Source organism: Agrobacterium sp. NPDC090283 (genome assembly GCF_044769685.1).
GTDB lineage: Bacteria > Pseudomonadota > Alphaproteobacteria > Rhizobiales > Rhizobiaceae > Agrobacterium.
The window spans coordinates 1-18,915 of sequence record NZ_JBIVYG010000017.1; the positions used below are offsets into that span (position 1 = coordinate 1).

The 18,915-nt window shown below is 58.2% G+C and carries 16 protein-coding genes and 1 pseudogene; 6 read left to right on the top strand and 11 right to left on the bottom strand.

Annotation, left to right across the window (positions count from 1 at the left end; translation table 11 throughout):
• The 4 genes and pseudogenes from ACIQUH_RS21270 to ACIQUH_RS21285 form a co-directional block, all read left to right on the top strand.
• Positions 1–197, top strand: a pseudogene (locus tag ACIQUH_RS21270) (hypothetical protein); the annotation flags it as partial.
• A gap of 155 nt (positions 198–352) precedes the next feature.
• Positions 353–1,051 carry a hypothetical protein gene (locus ACIQUH_RS21275; RefSeq protein WP_400818654.1) on the top strand — a complete coding sequence of 233 codons (699 nt, stop codon included), beginning with the start codon at positions 353–355 and terminating at the stop codon, positions 1,049–1,051.
• A gap of 355 nt (positions 1,052–1,406) precedes the next feature.
• Positions 1,407–1,565: a YqaE/Pmp3 family membrane protein gene (locus tag ACIQUH_RS21280; protein ID WP_003503579.1), complete on the top strand. Its 159-nt coding sequence runs from the start codon at positions 1,407–1,409 to the stop codon at positions 1,563–1,565.
• 318 nt (positions 1,566–1,883) lie between these two features.
• Positions 1,884–2,126 carry a DUF982 domain-containing protein gene (locus ACIQUH_RS21285; protein WP_003519998.1) on the top strand — a complete coding sequence of 81 codons (243 nt, stop codon included), beginning with the start codon at positions 1,884–1,886 and terminating at the stop codon, positions 2,124–2,126.
• Between the two features lie 95 nt (positions 2,127–2,221).
• Here ACIQUH_RS21285 and ACIQUH_RS21290 read toward each other — a convergent pair whose 3' ends face one another.
• The 6 genes from ACIQUH_RS21290 to ACIQUH_RS21315 form a co-directional block, all read right to left on the bottom strand.
• The gene (locus ACIQUH_RS21290) at positions 2,222–2,614 is read right to left on the bottom strand and encodes a PRC-barrel domain-containing protein (protein ID WP_003503587.1); all 393 of its coding nucleotides are present in this window, start codon (positions 2,612–2,614) and stop codon (positions 2,222–2,224) included.
• 130 nt (positions 2,615–2,744) lie between these two features.
• Positions 2,745–3,626: a helix-turn-helix transcriptional regulator gene (locus ACIQUH_RS21295; RefSeq protein ID WP_400818658.1), complete on the bottom strand. Its 882-nt coding sequence runs from the start codon at positions 3,624–3,626 to the stop codon at positions 2,745–2,747.
• 109 nt (positions 3,627–3,735) lie between these two features.
• Positions 3,736–5,925: a TonB-dependent siderophore receptor gene (locus tag ACIQUH_RS21300; protein ID WP_400818661.1), complete on the bottom strand. Its 2,190-nt coding sequence runs from the start codon at positions 5,923–5,925 to the stop codon at positions 3,736–3,738.
• Between the two features lie 179 nt (positions 5,926–6,104).
• Positions 6,105–7,781, bottom strand: coding sequence for an ABC transporter permease (locus tag ACIQUH_RS21305; protein WP_400818664.1), 1,677 nt, complete (start codon positions 7,779–7,781; stop codon positions 6,105–6,107).
• 174 nt (positions 7,782–7,955) lie between these two features.
• Complete coding sequence (locus tag ACIQUH_RS21310; protein ID WP_400818667.1) at positions 7,956–8,972, bottom strand: extracellular solute-binding protein; 1,017 nt, start codon at positions 8,970–8,972, stop codon at positions 7,956–7,958.
• 149 nt (positions 8,973–9,121) lie between these two features.
• The gene (locus tag ACIQUH_RS21315; RefSeq protein ID WP_400818669.1) at positions 9,122–10,177 is read right to left on the bottom strand and encodes an ABC transporter ATP-binding protein; all 1,056 of its coding nucleotides are present in this window, start codon (positions 10,175–10,177) and stop codon (positions 9,122–9,124) included.
• Between the two features lie 358 nt (positions 10,178–10,535).
• Here ACIQUH_RS21315 and ACIQUH_RS21320 point away from each other — a divergent pair, with 358 nt between their 5' ends.
• A complete protein-coding gene (locus ACIQUH_RS21320; RefSeq protein WP_400818671.1) occupies positions 10,536–12,248 on the top strand; it encodes a long-chain fatty acid--CoA ligase in 1,713 nt (570 codons plus the stop codon).
• Positions 12,249–12,387: 139 nt separating this feature from the next.
• The gene (gene pgi, locus ACIQUH_RS21325) at positions 12,388–14,013 is read left to right on the top strand and encodes a glucose-6-phosphate isomerase (protein WP_400818674.1); all 1,626 of its coding nucleotides are present in this window, start codon (positions 12,388–12,390) and stop codon (positions 14,011–14,013) included.
• A 62-nt stretch (positions 14,014–14,075) separates the two neighbouring features.
• Here pgi and ACIQUH_RS21330 read toward each other — a convergent pair whose 3' ends face one another.
• The 5 genes from ACIQUH_RS21330 to pyrC form a co-directional block, all read right to left on the bottom strand.
• The gene (locus tag ACIQUH_RS21330; RefSeq protein WP_400818677.1) at positions 14,076–14,804 is read right to left on the bottom strand and encodes an esterase family protein; all 729 of its coding nucleotides are present in this window, start codon (positions 14,802–14,804) and stop codon (positions 14,076–14,078) included.
• Positions 14,801–15,766 (bottom strand): acetylxylan esterase, encoded by a 966-nt coding sequence (locus tag ACIQUH_RS21335; protein WP_400818679.1) that lies wholly within the window; start codon positions 15,764–15,766, stop codon positions 14,801–14,803. Before ACIQUH_RS21335 ends, ACIQUH_RS21330 begins: the two co-directional genes overlap by 4 nt.
• Before the next feature lie 124 nt (positions 15,767–15,890).
• Positions 15,891–16,817 (bottom strand): carbohydrate kinase, encoded by a 927-nt coding sequence (locus ACIQUH_RS21340; protein WP_400818681.1) that lies wholly within the window; start codon positions 16,815–16,817, stop codon positions 15,891–15,893.
• A 100-nt stretch (positions 16,818–16,917) separates the two neighbouring features.
• Positions 16,918–17,616 carry an orotate phosphoribosyltransferase gene (locus ACIQUH_RS21345; RefSeq protein ID WP_400818683.1) on the bottom strand — a complete coding sequence of 233 codons (699 nt, stop codon included), beginning with the start codon at positions 17,614–17,616 and terminating at the stop codon, positions 16,918–16,920.
• A gap of 166 nt (positions 17,617–17,782) precedes the next feature.
• The gene (pyrC, locus tag ACIQUH_RS21350; RefSeq protein WP_400818685.1) at positions 17,783–18,820 is read right to left on the bottom strand and encodes a dihydroorotase; all 1,038 of its coding nucleotides are present in this window, start codon (positions 18,818–18,820) and stop codon (positions 17,783–17,785) included.
• Positions 18,821–18,915 lie beyond the last annotated feature (95 nt).

Here is an 18,915-nt window from a genome sequence, read left to right on the forward strand (position 1 = left end):
TTAAACTCTTCGCTGAAATTCGATTTGCCCATGATGCTCTTCTTGCCTCAAAATTAGGAAAGAAGGTGTCTACAAATCTTGGGGCTATTCAGTTCAAAGACGGCGAACCCGGCAGCAATCAAGCAATATCCGCTCGTGAAACGCTCGGTCCCAAATGGGCCGTGATCGTTAAGGATGGGGTAAACCTCTGCAATTAAGTGCGGCAGCATTACTTCTGTAATTGGGCCTCTGATGCGGGGATATTCGCGTCCGCCGGAGTTAAGAAACGATAATTTCTCCAAGGGCATAGCGATCAATGATACAGACATTCAGACATTCGATACTGACATGGCTGGGAATTTGGGGTGGGGCATTGACCCTGCTTTCCAACTTGCAAGACATTCTCGACCTTGCAAAATGGGCCGATTGGCTGATCCTAAAATGGGGTGAGCTAGTAACGCCGATTGTATCCGGTCTAATAGAGCTTTTCGGTATAAGGGTTTCAGTTGTCGCCACATCAATGATTGCCATGGCGCTCTTCGTCAGTTTCATTGCTGTGGGCGCAAGGATCGAAAACGAGTTCAAGGGTGCTGCGCGGGAACCTTGGCCTGTCCGCTGGGCCAACATCTTCAACGCAAGAGTGCTGATTGGAACCGTGTTCTATTTGTTGCAGGGCGTGTTGATATCCCTACCTGCTTTCGTGCCCACCGCAGCAGATGTGTACATTCGCTTCCCCTATACGTTTATCGCGGTCTGCTATGTGTTGTACTGTGGGGCTATTATTATCGGGTTACGAGGATGGCCACTTTGGACCTCTCTCGTAGTAGCAGTCAGCATGATCGGCTTCAGCTTCGTTTTCGGCTACTCCGCACACGGCACTGCGCCGCCGAACGTTTCCGAAACGGCCTCCACGGCCATTGCGGCGCTCTGCGCTGTCGCCTGTGGTTTGATCGTGGTCGGCATAGCGCCACCGCTCGCATTCACGAAGAGAGTTATCTTCATGGTAATTGGGGTTGTAGCTGTCGTTGCACTAAGTCTGTTGAGCCACTGGGGAGTTACCGCAACACCGTAAAACAACTCGATCATGATTACTAACGTTGCATTTACGCTCTGATGTTTGCTTCTTTATATTGCAGATTAACGACCTGCCTCTTGCCATGCGTTTATTTTCCCGTACAAAACTGGCACATAAAAGTGAGGCATCGTGTCTCACTACCACCGGCAAAAGACGTTAGTATTCAAAGCCATAGATTTCAGGAAATGCCTCACGTAAGCGGCACCATTTTTATCCCCGAAATCAATCAATGCACGATCACTGTTCCAGGTGCCGATCGTTGTTTGCCGTCCTTCCCTCGCACTTAAGACATTTGAAACCAACCTGCCTTCTCGGGCGTTGATCGCTATTGTTAACTGGAAAGCCGATCGTCGTGGACGTTATTCGTATTCTCATCGCCATCATCCTGCCGCCCGTCGGCGTGTTTCTCCAGGTCGGGCTCGGCCTGCATTTCTGGATCAATATTCTCCTGACGCTGTGCGGTTATGTTCCCGGCATTATTCACGCGATCTGGGTGATCCTGCGGAGGTGACACCCACCTCCTATTTACGATGGGACGCCCGCAACATTTTAGTACGTGATTAAATTCTTATTGGCTGCTGGAACCTCGTCTTCTCCCTCACGTTATGGTGATGACACCAGCCAAGGAGAAAATCATGAACCAGATCATCTACATCGTCGGCCTCGTCGTCATCGTCCTGGCAATCCTGTCGTTTTTCGGCTTCCGTTGATCCCCGTTGTCAATTCGATCGCTTGCGCATATCCTAAGCAGCAGTGACACACGACTGCGTTCATGGGTTGCTTCGCTGTCGGGTGAATTTCGGGATCGCGTTGCTCTGGGAGGTGCACGATGAAGAACGAGAGATGGACAGAACCTGTCGAGGTCAATCTTGAGGCGAATGGCAAAAGCGTCATCGCCGGCCCCTTCGAAGCGCTGACATTGTTGACCGAAGGCTGGCCCAAAATCGGTGGGTTGAGCTTCGTGAGAGCGAGAAGCGCCTGCCGCGCCGCGCTTGACGGACGCAAATCGCCCGAGGAGGCACGCAAGTGCTTCACCGACGCGGTTTCCGAGATGCAGAAAAACCCGCATTGACGCCCAAACGAAAAACGGCTCCTGAAAAGGAGCCGTTCTTTTATGTGCGACGCTTCCGGGGGATCGAATAACCGGCAGTGCCTTCCGGGCGGATTTTACATCCAATAGGGGGCGACGCCGTAATAGTCGTAGACCTTGCGATCCCTGGCGTTCAGCAGGTCGTTATCATCGAGATTGGCGAAGTGCGGCGCGTTTTCGATCTCTTCCTTGGTGAGATCGATGCGGTAGCCGTCGAGTTCTTCGTCGTAATGCAGCTTTTCCCATGGCAGCGGATAATAATCGTCGCCAATGCCGAGGAAGCCACCAAAGCTCAACACCGCATAGGCCACGCGCCCGCCGCGTTTTTCCAGAATGATGCGCTGGATCGAGCCGATATGTTTGCCATCGGCACCATAAACGCGGGTGCCTTCCACCTTGTCGCTGGCGATCAGGCTCGGCGTATCCTTGACATAGGGATCCTGTCCGGCGCGGGGTTCCTGATGCATCATGTGCCTTTCCTCCTTGATTTTCCTCGTTTGTGTCACGTCTGGTAAACCCCTCGACGGACAATTCGTTCCGCGGCGTTTCAGGCGCTTTTGCCGGAATTTTTTTGAAGGAAAATGGAACGAAAACGCGCGTTTATTGGCGGATTTTCTGCCAGACGGACGGAGAGACACCGACCATCTTGCGAAAGACTCGGGAGAAATGCGCCTGATCGGAAAAACCGGCGGCGATGGCGATGTCGGTCAGCGCCATGTCGGTTCGCATCATCAGTTCCTTGACGCGATCGATGCGCGCCTGCATCTGCCATTGATGCGGCGGCACACCGGTGGAGGCCTTGAAGGCATGGCTGAAATGCGATTGCGACAGGTTGGTCAGTTCCGCCAGTTCCTCCAGCCGGATCGACCGCAGGCAATGTTCGCGGATGTAGTCCGTCGCCACCCTTAACTGCCAGACGGCGAGCTTGCTGCGTTTTTTGACCGGCTCCCGCTTCACCTTCAGGAAATCCGTCAACAGTGCCAGCACAAGGCTCTCGCCGTAGAGGTCGTGCAGCGGATCGGGATTATCACATTCGGCGGCAATCAATCGCGCCAGCGCCAGCAGGCGCTCATCCTCGAACATCAGATGCGGATCGAGCAGGCCGTGCGGATCGAAGCCCTGCACCAGCCGCGCACCCAGCAATCCCGCATCGAAATGCAGATCGAGATGACGCACGAAAGAGACGTTGCTGAGTTCGGCATGCACATCCAGATCGGCGGGCACGAAGGAAATCCGGTTCGCCTTTGACGATCCGAAATTATCGCGGCGGCAGCGGTTCATCATGAACCGGCCGTCATCCGTCCCGTCCATATCCAGCAAGAAAACAAAGCGCGGATCCTTGCCGACATAACGCCCGCCCGCCTTCGGGGCGCAACGCACATCCCAGAGATCGGCGACAATGCCGTTCCAGACCCTTGAGCGCGGGCCGCCGATGACGGCAAAGCCCTCAATCTCATTTTCCATCCGCACGCGGAAAGCCATGGCCTCTCGATCCCGCAGGGCGCCATGGCGCCACTATAAACATGATAAATCTATTCATGTTTATAGTGGCAAACTGCTTTCCCTGCAACTGCCGGCCTTCGGCCAAGCCTTACCACTTCTTGGAAAGCTTGAAGGTGATGGTGCGGCTATCGCCCCAGCCGCAGACGGAGACGCCGGCGCAGCTCTTCACATATTCCTTGTCGAAGACATTGGCGACGTTGATCGATGCGGTCCAGTCGTTCTTCTCATAGCGGATAGCGGCGTCGAAGACGGCGGCATCCGGCACCCGCAGCGTGTTTGCCGCATCCGCCCAGGATTTGCCCTGATAGCGCACACCGCCGCCGATGCTGAGTCCATCAAGCGCATCGTTGGTAAAGGCATAGTCCAGCCACAGCGAGGCGGTGTGGGCGGGCACGATCCATGGCGACTTGCCGATCAGATTGGGATTGGCATCACGGGTAATCTCAAGATCCGTATAGGAATAGGAGGCGAGTGCCTTCCAGTTCTCGCTGAGATTGGCCTTGGCCTCCAGTTCGAACCCGGTAGACTCCACCTGCCCGAACTGTCCGCTCGTGGTTATGCCGCCGGCCGTATAGGACACGATGGCATTGTCCTTGACCAGCTTGAAGACGGAAGCCGTGATGCTGCCATCGAAGAAGGTCGGCTCGTATTTGATGCCGGCCTCGAACTGATGACCTTCCTCCGGCGAAGCGGGCGTGCCATCCGCGAGCGTATCGATCAGCGGATTGAAGAAGGTGGCCGCAGAGACATAGGGCGTCAGACCGTTATCGAATTCATAGGCAAGGCCGGCCCGGCCACTCAGCGCATCGTCATTCGAGCGGCGGGATAGGCCCGCCGGCAGCCTGTTGTTCAGTTCCGTATCGACATAGTCGTAACGGCCATTCAGCGTGACCAGCCAGCCGTCGCCGAAACGCAGCTGGTCCTGGGCATAGATGCCGATCTGCTGCTGGGTCACGATATTGTCGGCGTAAACGAAATTCGTTCCCTGCGTCGAGCCATAGATCGGGTTGAGCGCGCCGATTGCATTCGATCCGCAGCAGGCCTGTACCTGATCCAGCCGGTAATATTTATAGTCGAGACCGAAGAGCAGCGAATGGTTGACTGCGCCTGTATCGAACTGGCCTTCGACCCGGTTATCGACACCGAAGCTGTCGACTTTCGACACGCCGTCATAACCGAACCGCGTCAGCATATAGTCGTTGGTGGTGGCATCGAGGATAGGCTGGCCATTTGCATCGGTATTGGCCCAACCGCCGGCATAGGGTCCGGTCTCGTGCTTGTAGAGGTGGCCGTAACGGGCGTTCTGGCTGATCTTCCAGCCATTGTCGAATTCATGGCTGACCTCGTAACCCACCATGGACTGGTAGACGCGGCCATTGTCGATATCCGGTTCGCCATAAAAGGCCTTGCGGTCGAGCTTGCCGAAAGGCGCGTCGACCACCGTGCCGACATAGGGCAGGAAACCGTTGCCGATATGAACCTGATCGAGCGCCGAGAAATAGCCGTAGAGCGTCGCGCTTGTCTGCGCATCCGGTTCGAAGGTGATCTGCGGCATGATGAAGCCGCGCAAGTCCTCGGAATAATCGGTGTAATTGTCGCCGCCGGAGACCTTGCCGGTGACGCGGTACTTCCATACCCCTTGCTCATCGACCTTGTCGCCGAGATCGAAGCCGAAGAAGGCATTGCCGAAATTATTGATGCCGATTTCCGTTTCGCGCACCGGCTCATCCTGCGTGCGCTTGCGGACCATCTGCACGATGCCGCCGGGATTGGCGCCACCATAAAGCACCGAGGCGGGGCCCTTCAGAACTTCCACGCGCTCCAGACCATAGGCATCCATCTGGAAACCGCCGAAACCGTAGCTGAACAGGTTCAGACCATCGAGAAACACGCCGGTCTGGGTGGCCTGAAAACCGCGAATATAAATCCAGTCCGTATCCGGGTCCGTACCGAAGGGCTCCGCCGTCACGCCGGGGGTATAACGCAGTACCTCGTCGATTTTCGTCACCGCGCCACGGTCATCCATTTCCTGGCGGCCGACGACCGATACGGATTGCGGAATATCCTTGGTTTCCGTCTCTGTTTTCGAACCCGCCGCGCTTTTCTTCGCGACATAACCCCGGACCGGGCCCGTCGCGTTTTCCGCGCCCTGCCCTTCAACGGTAATCTGCCGCAGAACGGTCGTGTCCTGCGCGTGGCCCATCGCTGGCGCCATCAAAACAACGGCGGCCGTGCCCAAAGCCATACGGCTCAAAAACATCCCATGCAAATTTTTCAAGATATGCCCCGAAACAGATCGCGGCCGATGTCCATATCCGACAGGCCGCGGCACCTCAATTAAGCTGAGTATTTACATCAGGATTAAGGCAGGATGCTTGTCGTTTTCTGGCGGGATTTGAAGCTTATTGGCTTCTCGCACAGTTTTGCGCCTGTCATTTATCGCGAAGCGCTTCGATATCAGCTCTTGCGTCGGCCGATCCTTGCAAGCTGCATGACCGGAAGCATGCCGATGACGACGATTGCCAGCGCTGCGATGGCCGCCTCCTCATAGGTGCCGCGCGCCGCTTCACCATAAAGATGGGTAGCGAAGGTTTCGAAATTGAGCGGCCTCAACAGAAGCGTGGCGGGAAGTTCCTTGACGCAATCGACAAAGATCAGCAGCGCCGCAGCCGCAAGCGACGCCTTGGATAGCGGCAGATGAATCTGGCGGAATGTCTGCGTCGCGGATCGCCCGAGCGTTCGCGAGGCGTGATCGAAGGATTGCGGGATGCGGCTGAGGCCGGCATCCACACCGCCTGCGGCAATGGTCAGGAAACGCGCCGAATAGGCGTAGATCAGCGCGGCACCGCTGCCGATGAAGATGAGGCCGGTATAAATGCCGAACCAGTCACGCATGGTCTGGTCGACAAAGCGGTCGAAGCCGCCGAGCGCAATCAGCACGCCGATGGCGATGACCGTGCCGGGGGCCGCATATCCGACCGTCGAAAGGCGATAGGACCAGAGCGAGAGACGCCCCGGTGCAAGCCGCATTGCATAAGCAACCGCAAGGCCGAGGATCAGGGTGATCACCGTCGCCAGCCCGGCAAAGACGATGGTGTTCAAAGCCTCATCGGCAAAACGGGCGGACAGACCGCTGAAACGGAACCGTTTCCATGCCTCGATGACGAGATAGCTGGCCGGTGCGACAAAGCCGATCAAGACCGGCAGGCCGCCAAGCGCGAAGGCAAACCAGCCCTTCAGGCCATTCAGCCGCACTGGCTCCAGTTCCCTGCTTTTCTGCGCCGAAACCGCATAACGCTGCTTGCGCCGCGCCCAGCGCTCGAGCGCCACGAGGGCGACAACGATGAACAGCATGGAAAGCGCGATCTGCGCCGCACCCGGGAGGTCGGATTTCGTGACCCAGGTCGTGTAGACGGAAACGGTGAGCGTGCGGACGCCGAGGAACTCCGATGCTCCTATGTCGTTCAGCGCTTCCATCAGAGCAAGACTGGTGCCGACCGCAATCGCCGGGCGTGCGAGCGGCACTGCCACTTTAAAGAAAGCCGCGCGTCTGGAAACGCCGAGTGTGCGTGCCGCTTCCAGCAGGTTGCCCGCCTGCGTCAGGAACATGGCGCGCACGGGAATATAGACATAGGGAAACAGCACGAAACCGAGAAGGACAATGCAGCCCGTCATGGACCTTATGTCCGGCAGGCGGAATTCGCGCGGGCTGGAATAACCGAGCAGCCAGCGGATCGCACCCTGCACCGGTCCGATGGGATGCAGAATATCCAGATAGGCGTAAGCGACGATATAGGTGGGCATGGCCAGCGGCAGCAGCAGCGCCCATTCCAATATTTTGCGGCCGGGAAAATCATAGGCCGTGACCAGCCAGGCGGCATAGGTTCCGACGACACCGGCCAGCAGCCCGACACCGGCAAGAAGGATCGCCGTATCCGGAAGCGCCGTCCAGAGCACGGTCGAGCCGAGATGCGCCCACAGGCCTTCAGAACCCTGCAATGCCTGCGAGACGAGCGCCAGCACCGGCACCATGGCGCCACAGACCGCCAGCACGGAGAGGCACAGCCACCAGAAGGAGGATGAAAACCTGGCTCGGGCACGGGGTCTCAATGGCTGGATGGCGTCTGGATTCATGTGCTTTCAGAAAATACGCGGAAAGGCGCCCGCAGATGCGAACGCCTTCCACCATGTTATCGCTAGAGCGTCGGACAGAAAAACGCAACCGTGTCCGACGCTCTATCTTTTCGTTAAAGCATCGGATTTTCCGAAAACCGCGTATACTTTTCGGTCCGATGCTTTCGATGGCCTTTACTTGTCGAAACCGACCTTGTCGACCAGCTCGCTCGCCTGCTTGCGATGCGAGACGATTTCCGTCAGCGGCTTGTTATCGATCTTCAGCGTGCCGAAGGAAGCGACGATCTCGTTGAGAGCCGCACCCTGCTTGACCGGATATTCGTAGTTGGCTTCAGCATAGATCTTCTGGGCTTCGTCGGAGACGAGATATTCCAGCAGCTTGACCGCTTCCGCCTTGTTCGGCGCATTCTTGGCCACGGCCGCGCCGCTGATATTGACCTGCGTGCCGCCATTCTTGAAGGTCGGCAGAACCACCTTGATGGCGTCGCCCCACTTCACCTGCTCCTCGCCGCCCTTGCCCGAGCGCATCAGGCCGACATAATAGGAGTTGGCGATGCCGATATCGCAAATGCCGCCGAGGATATCCTTGGCAACATCGCGGTCGCCGCCGCCTGCCTTGCGGGCCAGGTTTTCCTTGACGCCGGCAAGCCACTTCTCGGTGTCGGCAGCGCCGTAATGGGCGATGTAGTCGGCAAAGAGCGCGGTGTTATAGGGGTGCTGGCCGGCGCGAATGCAGACCTTGCCCTTCCACTTCGCATCCGCCAGATCTTCATAGTTGAACGAGGCGAGATCGACATCCTTCGCCGCATAAAGAACGCGGGCGCGCATAGAGAGCGCGAACCAGTGGCCCTTGGCGTCGCGAAGTTCAGCCGGAATGGCCTTGGTCAGGGTTTCGGATTCGACCGCCTGGGTAACGCCCTTTTCGGCGAGATCAACGAGGTTGCCGGCATCCACCGTCATCAGAACGTCGGCAGGCGAGCTTGCGCCCTCGCTCAGAACGCGCTCGGCAAGACCGTCCTTCAGGAACACGGTGTTGACCTTGACGCCGCTCGAAGCGGTGAAGGATTCCAGAAGCGGCTGGATCAGGCCCGGCTCTCTGGTAGTGTAGATGTTGATCTCCGCGGCGCTCGCGGTTCCGGCCGCAAAGGCAACCGTGCTGGCAAGCAGGGCAAATCTCGTAAATTTCGTCATGTTTTGTCTCCCTCTCCGATAGCGGCAATATAGAGGGAGCAGACATCATACATGATGAGTTAAATCAAGTTTTATTTCCGTGTTTTTAGGGCGAATTCGATCACCAAGAGTTGAAAATGGAGCGAAAATAAACATACAAATCCGCTCATTCAACTTGCAGTAAATATAAGCACGCCCTTGGGATCGATACCGAAACGCACCGCCGTGGTGCGGGCGGGAGTGCGCTGCATCGTCCTGACACGCAGATCGGCCGACAGTCCCGGCACGGCGATGCCAAGCTGCTCGATCTCACCGAGGAAGACACGGCTCGATATTTCGCCGGCAATTCCTTCTTTCGCGGCGCCGTCCTCGATGATCGAAATCGCATTTGGGCGAACATAGGCAACGGCGGCGAGACCATCAGGCAGATCGGACGCATCGCCCAGAAGCCCGAGCGGCGTTTCGACGCGGCCCTGTCTCACCCGGCCCTCGATCTTGTTGAAGGCGCAGAAAAAATCGGCGGCATAGCGGGTTTTGGGATGATCGTGGATTTCGTAACCCGTGCCGCTCTGCACGATACGCCCGCGCTGCATCAAAACCACACGGTCGCCTGCCGAAAGCGCCTCTTCCGGATCATGGGTAACCATGATCGCCGTCGTGCCCAGTTGCCGCAGCAGGCCCAGCGTTTCCTCGCGCACGCTGTCGCGCAATCCCCTGTCCAGATTGGAAAAGGGTTCATCCATCAACAGCAGACCGGGCTGCGGGGCAAGCGCACGGGCAAGCGCCACGCGCTGCTGCTCACCGCCCGAAAGCGTATGCGGATAACGTTTCGCCAGTTCCTGCAGATGAACATGTTCGATCATCTCGGCAGCACGGGCTCGGGCTTCCGCCTTTGGCAGAGACCGAAGGCCGAACATGACATTCTGCTCGACGGTGAGATGCGGAAACAGCGCATAGTCCTGAAAGACAAAACCGATATTGCGCTTTTCCGGCTCGACGAAAACAGCGGGACCTGCGACGACCGCACCGTTTAAGGAAACGCTGCCATGATCAGGCGTCTCCACGCCCGCCACGATGCGCAGCAGCGTCGATTTTCCACAGCCGGAGCGTCCCACCAGACAAATGATTTCGCCGCGCTCGACGGAGAGATCGATATCGGACAGCACATCCGTATCGCCGAATCTCTTCCCGACCGATTTCAGTTCCAGCGCTGCCCTGCCTGCCATTTCCAATCCTGCCCTGCTTTGCGAATTATGTTGATCGCTCAAATCAGGATTAAAGTCAAAAAAGACGGGAAAATGCATTTCCCTTCACGAGTTGGCGAGATGTGCGGCAGCAATATTGACGTTTACGTTAGAGTTAAATAGGTTTTGGCGACGAGATGGACGTCAAGGGATTACGCGTCTATCATTCGTCACCGGGGAGCGAGAGGAGCGGTCGATCCGGTGACGCCACATGGGGTTCCCTCAACCTGGCCGATTGGGCCGGTTGAATGCGGGAGCCTCGTGAACATCAGGCAGCCGAAAGCGCCCTTCACGCATTTTAAGGAATGCGCGGCGCGACAACGACTCTGGGAGGAGAAGCATGAGTGAACTGTCCCTGGGACACCCGGAAAATGTCAGCGCGGAGAAGCGTTGGCTGGCATCCTATCCGCCGGGCGTACCTTCCGAAATCCCCGCATCCGCCCATGCCTCCCTTGTCGAGCTTCTCGAAAAGAGCTGTGCGCAATTTGCCGACCGCAAGGCCTTTTCCAGCATGGGAAAGTCCCTGACCTATCGAGAACTGGACGCTGAAACCCGCGCGGTCGCTGCCTGGCTGCAATCCAGAGGACTGGAAAAAGGCGACCGGGTTGCGGTGATGATGCCGAATATCCTGCAAAATCCCGTCGCCGTATACGGGATCCTGCGGGCGGGCATGATCGTGGTCAATGTCAATCCGCTCTACACGCCGCGCGAACTGGAGCATCAGCTCAAGGATTCCGGCGCAAAGGCCATCTTCGTGCTGGAAAATTTCGCGCATGTGGCACAGCAGGCGGTGCCGAAAACCGCGGTGCGGCATGTGGTCGTCGCGGCGATGGGCGATCTCCTCGGCCTGAAGGGACATATCGTCAATCTGGTGGTTCGCAAGGTCAAGAAACTGGTGCCCGCCTACACCATTCCCGGCTCCATCAGCTTCAAGGCGATGCTGAAGGAAGCTCAGGGCTTCTCGCTGAAGCCGGTCAGCCTCACGGCGCAGGACATCGCCTTCCTGCAATATACCGGGGGAACCACGGGTGTATCCAAGGGTGCGGTTCTCACCCATGCCAATCTTCTGGCCAACAAGCTTCAAATCAGCCTGTGGCTGGACGCCGCCTTCAACGGCCGAAAAGACCGCCCGGAAGTTCTCAACTTCATCTGCGCGCTGCCGCTCTGCCACATCTTCGCATTGACGGTGAATTCGCTGATGGGCATCGCGCTCGGCGGCCATAATCTGCTGATCGCCAATCCGCGCGACATTCCCGGCTTCGTGAAGGAGCTGGCGCATTATCAGCCGCATGTTTTCCCCGGTATCAACACGCTTTTCAACGCGCTGATGAATAATGAGGATTTCCGCAAGCTCGATCTCTCGTCCCTCATTCTGGTTCTCGGCGGCGGCATGGCCGTGCAGAGGCCTGTCGCGGAACGCTGGCTTTCCATCGTCGGCTGCCCGATTGCCGAAGGTTATGGCCTCTCCGAGACATCGCCGGTTGCAACCGTCAACCGTCTCGATTCGACGGAATTCAGCGGCACCATCGGTCTGCCCATCTCCTCGACGGAAATCGATATTCGCGACGAGGACGGCAACAGCCTGCCAACGGGCGAAGTGGGCGAGATCTGCATTCGCGGTCCGCAGGTCATGGCCGGCTATTGGCAGCGGCCGGATGAAACCGCAAAAGCTATGACCGCCGACGGCTTCTTCCGTTCCGGCGACATGGGTTTCATGGACGAGCGCGGTTACACCAAGATCGTCGACCGCAAGAAGGACATGATCCTCGTTTCCGGTTTCAACGTCTATCCGAACGAGGTGGAGGAAGTGGCGGCCAGCCATCCGGGCGTGCTGGAATGCGCCGCGATCGGTGTTCCGGACGAACATTCCGGCGAAACCGTCAAGCTTTTCGTCGTCAAGAAGGACCAGTCGCTCACGGAAGCGGAGCTCAAGGCCTTCTGCGCCAAGAACCTGACGAACTACAAACGGCCGAAAATCATCGAGTTTCGCACCGAGTTGCCGAAATCGAATGTCGGCAAAATCTTGCGGCGCGAATTGCGCAATCTGAACTGATTGTCTCGCGCAATGGGGAGAGCCGGGCGACCGGCTCTTTCTTTCATCCCGGCCCTTTTCTTTTATCAAAGTCGCCTTGATTTGGCCGCCTGAAAAAGAATAGTTTCCTCATCCTTCCACGGAAGCCGAGGAGCACAAGATGCAGGCCACCATCGAAAAACTGAAATCAACGGCAAGCAGCACAGCCGCAGCCGATCTTCGCGCCGCTTTTGCGGCCGACGACAAGAGATTCAGCCGTTTCAGCGCCAAATTCGATGACCTGCTGATGGATTATTCCAAATGCGCCGTGAATGAGGAGATCGTCACGCTTCTCGAACAGCTGGCGCGCGAGGGCGGTGTCGAGGCCAAGCGCGAGGAGATGTTCTCCGGCAAGGCGATCAACTTCACCGAAGACCGCGCCGTGCTGCATACCGCACTGCGCAACCGCTCCAACACGCCGGTTCTCGTTGACGGCAAGGACGTGATGCCTGACGTGAACGCCGTTCTCGCCGCCATGGGCAAATTTGCCGATGCGATCCGTTCCGGTTCGCTGAAAGGTGCGACCGGCAAAAAGATCACCGATGTCATCAATATCGGCATTGGCGGTTCCGATCTTGGCCCCGTCATGGCGACGCTGGCGCTTGCGCCTTTCCATGACGGCCCGCGCGCGCATTTCGTGTCCAATATCGATGGCGCTCATATTGCCGATACGCTGAAGCTCATCGACCCTGAGACCTCGCTTTTCATCGTGGCCTCCAAGACTTTCACCACCATCGAGACGATGACGAACGCCGCCACCGCGCGCCGTTTCATCGCTGAGAAACTGGGTGAAGCAGCCGTCAAGCATCACTTCGCCGCCGTTTCGACCGCACTGGAAAAAGTGGCCGCCTTCGGCATCGAAAGCGACCGCATCTTCGGTTTCTGGGACTGGGTTGGCGGACGTTATTCGATCTGGTCGGCCATCGGCCTGCCGCTGATGATCGCCATCGGCCCGGATAATTTCGGCAAGTTCCTGGATGGGGCGCATGCCATGGACAGGCACTTCCGCGAAGCGCCGATCCGTGAAAACCTGCCGATGCTGCTCGGCCTCATCGGTTTTTATAACCGCAACGTGCTGAATTATCCGACCCGGGCGATCCTGCCCTATGACCAGCGTCTGTCGCGCTTCCCGGCTTATCTGCAGCAGCTCGATATGGAATCGAACGGCAAGGGCGTTACCATCGACGGCACACCGGTCGAAGGTCAGTCCGGCCCGGTCGTCTGGGGCGAACCCGGCACTAACGGCCAGCACGCTTTCTACCAGCTCATCCATCAGGGCACGAGCGTCATTCCGGCGGAATTCATGATTGCCGCCAACGGCTTCGAGCCCGAACTGCGCCACCAGCACCAGCTTCTCATCGCCAATTGCCTGGCGCAATCGGAAGCACTGATGAAGGGCCGCACGCTCGCCGAAGCGAAAGCACAGCTCACTTCCAAGGGCATGGAAGACAGCCAGGCCGATTTCATCGCGCCGCACCGCGTCTTCACCGGCAACCGCCCCTCCATCACCTTCGTCTACGACAAGCTGACGCCATTTGCTCTGGGCCGCCTCATCGCGCTCTACGAGCATCGCGTTTTCGTCGAAGGCGTGCTGTTCCGCATCAACTCCTTCGACCAATGGGGCGTGGAGCTTGGCAAGGAACTCGCAACGGGCCTGCTTCCCGTCGTTGAAGGCAAGGAAAGTGCCGCCGGCCATGACAGCTCGACGCAGGGTCTGGTGAAGGCGCTGGCGGGACTGGCGGGCTGAGAGTCGTTACGACCGCGATCTGAAAAGCCGGAGACACCTCCGGCTTTTTTTAATGTGGCGGCTCAAATATAAAGCGCCGCCATCTTGCGCCATGCGCCCGCCCGGTGGGCGCGGCCATCCCAGACGTGCATTTGATGCCCCACCTGTTTGTCCGACAGAACCCGGCTCAGACGATGATTATTGTCCAGAAACGGGTCTGCATTGCCGATGGTGAAAACCATGTCGATCCGGCGCAGGCTGTCGAGCCGCCATGGGCAGGCAAGGCCCGGCAGGAAATGGCTCGGCATGTGGAAATAGACGTCGTCATCGTAATAGCCATCGAACAGGTCGCCGAAGGATTCCACCTTCATCGTCAGGTCATAACGGCCGGAAAAGGCGACGAGCTTGCGAAAAAGATGCGGATGGCGAAAGACGAGGCTGGCGGCCTGAAACGCGCCCAGACTGCAACCCTGCACGATCGTGTCACCATGCGGGTTTTTATCGGCCATCAGCGGCAGCACTTCGTTCAGAATATACTCTTCGAAAGCAGCATGGCGGCGAAGACGATCGGCAGGATGATGCCGGGCCGCATAGAAGGTCTCTCTGGCCAGCCCCTCTATGCAATAAAGCTGAAGGTGGCCCGCCTCGAGCTTGTCGGCCAGACTGCCGACAAGGCCGAGCTCCTCATATTCGAAGAAACGTCCGTCGCGGGTGGGAAACATCAGCACCTTGGCGCCAGAATGACCGAATATTAACAGCTCCATGTCGCGATGAAGCCTTTGACTATACCAGCGGAGATATTCGCGTTTCATGGCACCTTGAAAAACCGTCTGACCTTGTCCTTATGGACCGCATCTTGCGATGCGCTGTCAGGGTAATCGAAATGCCCGGCGTCGAGGATGAAGATTTCATTAAATTTTGATTGCGGCAGAGCATTGGCCACCGCGAACTGGCAGGGTGGCGCCACTGCCGGGTCGAAAAGCGCGGGCGCGACCAGCATCGGCACTTTTATGCGGGTGGCGGCAGAGGCGGCGTCGAACAGGCGCAGCGTCTCGAGCACATTGGCATGGGTCTTCTGGTAAGTCTGAACCGCATCCGCACTACCCACCGTTGGCAGCGTCAGCCAGAACGGCCGGTGTCCGAATGTCGGGACCACCAGGTGGCCACGATCCATGCGCTTGTCAAAGGGTAATGCCAGAGCACCGATGCCGCCGCCGAAACTGATGCCGCTATAACCCACCTGCCCCTCCAGCCAGGGATAGAGACTTATGAGCGTGGAAACGGCGACCCACAGATCATCGACGCAGCCGCCAATGATGTAGTCGTCTTTCCTGTCGATGTTATAGAGAACATGGAGGGCCGGATCGGATGAAATCGGTGGGCAGGCGCTTAGCGAAAGCCCGCGAAAACAGGGAAACAGCACGGCCGTTTCTTCCACCGGCACGTCGAAATCGGGCTGACCCCGCCCGCCATAACCGTGGCCGACAACGAGACCGCGACGCACCTGCCCTTCGCGCGGCAAAAGCAGCCACCCGCCGATGCGAAAACCGCCGGTGGAGGTGTAGGTCATGTCGAGGACATGCCAGCGGGGATCGTTGAGCCTGCTCTTGCGCAGCACCGGCCGGGGATCCGTGGCAAGCGCGCGGCGATAGCGCTTTTTCCAGAAATCATCGAAGCCCGGCGGTGCTTCGGGCGGGGCAATGGCCAGCAGCTGTTCGCGCTGCATGCCATAGGTCGGATCGAAATCAAAAGGATGGGACTTGGGAACGCTCATGCGATGCTTGTTTCGTGAAAAAACAGCGGGCACAAGCTTGATAATCGCGAAATAACGGTTTTTTACGGCTTTGGCGCCGGCAAGAGGGTCGAACCACCTTTTCAAAATGGTTCAACCATCGCCGTCACAATCCGATTTCATGCGCGAAAGGCGGATTTGCGCCGGCCCGCGAGACCGTGACAGCAGCAGCCTTCGCACCCAGCGCCAACGCCTTCCTGATCTGTTCTTCGCTCAGCGAGGCAACCTGTGGTTTGGTCAGAAGACCCTGCATTTTCAGCGAAGCGAGAATGCCGGCATCGAAAGTATCACCCGCGCCGACCGTATCGACCACCTCCACCCGTTCGGAGGCCACTTCCACCTTGAGATTGGCGCTATACCCCACGGCACCCTTGGCACCACGGGTGACAACGACGAGTTTCGCGCCGTGGTGCAGCCAATGGCGGGCAAGCGTATCCTCATCGCCTTCCAGTCCGAACCAGGCAAGGTCTTCATCCGAGAACTTGACGATATCCGACATGGCCGCCATGCGGCGGATGCGGGCCATATGGGACTCCTTTTCCTTGATGAAGCCGGGGCGGATATTCGGATCGAGCGAAATGACGCGGCTTTCATGCTCGCGTGCCATCAGCGCCTCATAGGTGCTGCCGCAGGGTTCGGGAATGAGGCTGATGGCGCCGAAATGCAGGGCTTCGCAATCGGCGCCAAGGGCCGGGAGCTCGGCCTCAGTGATCATCCGGCCCGCGGTGTTTTCATCGTAAAAAGCGTAGGTCGCATGGCCATCGACCAGCTTCACGAAGGCGATGGTGGTTGGCCGCGAAAGCGTGGCGCAATAGCTGAAATCCACCTTGCTGGCGCGCAGGGTTTCCCGCAGGATATCGCCCATCATGTCATCGGAAAGACCGGTGAAAAAGGCGGAAGGGACGCCGAGACGCCCCAGCGCAATTGCCGTGTTGAAGACCGCTCCACCTGCATAGGGGGCAAAACCCGCCTCGCCCAGCGTCGTCTGCCGGGGCAGCATGTCGATCAGGGCTTCACCACAACACAGGATCATTACGGTCCTCCTCAAAACAGCAAATCAAATGGACTTAAATCGATTTAGACGAAGATCGATCGGAAGGCCAGCCGCAAAACCGGGCTGGCCGCATCCGAAATTAAGATTGCGGCAATTCGCTGACGCCGCCGCGTTTTGCGGACCATGGCAGCGGATTGTCGAGGAAGGCTTCGACCTCCGAAAGGGTCTTTTCATCGAACAGTTTTTCAGCCCGTGCGACCGCCAGAACATCGCGCCAGGTCGTCAGGTAATGCAGCTTGACATTGCCATTGGCGAAGCGCGCTTCGGCCTCTTCGAAGATGCCGTAATAGAAGAGCGCGATGCCATGATCGACAATGCCGCCCGCCGCGCGGATGGCGTCGATGAAGGTGAACATCGATCCGCCGGCCGTCGTCAGGTCCTCGATGACCAGAACGCGCGCACCATCAGGCATATGGCCTTCAATCTGGGCGTTGCGGCCATGGCCTTTCGGCTTCTTGCGGCAATAGATCATCGGCAGGCCGAGGCGCTCGGCAAGGAAAGCCGCGAAGGGAATGCCCGCCGTTTCACCGCCTGCCACGCAGTCGAACTTCTCAAAACCGGCCTCCCGCATCACCGCCGCCGCCGCAAAATCCATCGCCGCCGAGCGGATGCGCGGGAAGGAAATGAGCTTGCGCATGTCGATATAGACCGGGCTCTTCATGCCCGAAGCGAAGGTGTAGGGGCTTTCCGAATTGAAGTGGACCGCCTTGATTTCCCACAACATCTTCGCAACCAGTTCCGCAACGACGGCGCGGTCGGTAAATGTGAAATGGTTCATAGGCGTTCTCCTTTTTCGGCCTTGGTTTATCGTTCCGAGAACCCTGACCGGTTTCCGGAAGCACAATGTCTTTGTTCAGCGTTGCGGGTATCCGCAGGCGGCGCCGGATAGCGAATGCCTGTGGACCATAACAAAACCGCCGGCAGTGCCGGCGGTCATTAAAAAATCAACTCACATCCCAATGAAGCGGGAACATCGGGTCGAATACCGTCACCGGCCCGGCGCCCGTTTCGATCTTGGCGGGAAAGGCCACGGCTTCCTCGCGCTTCACCAGCGTGATCGTTTCCTCGTTCGGCGCAAGACCGTACCAAGCCGGACCGTTGAGCGAGGCGAAGGCCTCCAGCTTGTCGAGAGCGTTTTCGTCCTCGAAAACATGCGCAAGGCAGCTCATGGTGTTGATGGAGGTGTAGATGCCGGCGCAGCCGCAGGCGCATTCCTTCAGCGGGTCCACATGCGGAGCGGAATCCGTGCCGAGGAAGAAACGCGCATCACCCGAGGTCGCCGCAGCCCGCAGCGCCAGCCGGTGCTCCTCACGCTTGGCGACGGGCAGGCAATAATAATGCGGCTTGATACCGCCGACCAGAATGGCGTTGCGATTGATGATGAGGTGATGGGTGGTGATGGAGCCGGCCAGATTGCCCTTGGACGACTTGATATAGTCGACGCCATCGCGGGTGGTGATGTGCTCCATCGTCACCTTCAATTCCGGCAGGCGCTGGCGCAGCGGCTCCAGAACCGTATCGATGAAGGCTTTCTCCCGATCGAAAATATCGACTTCGGGTGTTGTCACCTCGCCGTGCACACAGAGCGGCAGGCCGATCTTCGCCATGCGCTCCAGAACCGGCATCGCCTTGTTGAAATCACGCACACCGCCGTGGGAATTGGTCGTCGCACCCGCCGGGTAGAGCTTCACGGCGGTGATGAGGCCGCTCTTCTTGCCCTCTTCCACATCGTCGGCCTGCGTATCCTCGGTCAGATAGAGGGTCATCAGCGGCTCGAAACGATCACCCGCGGGGATTGCCTTGACGATGCGTTCGCGATAGGCGCGGGCATCGGCCGTGGTGACGACCGGCGGCACCAGGTTCGGCATGATGATGGCGCGGGCGAAATGGCGGCTCGTATCCCCGATCACCCCTTCCAGCATTGCCCCATCACGCAGATGCAGGTGCCAGTCATCAGGGCGGCGCAGGGTGAGCGACTTCATCGATTTACCTCGGAGCATGACGGAATTGGCGCCCGCTTAGCATCTTTTGCCGCCGGAAAACAGCCGCCAAAGACGATCCGGCGGCTGTAAATTTC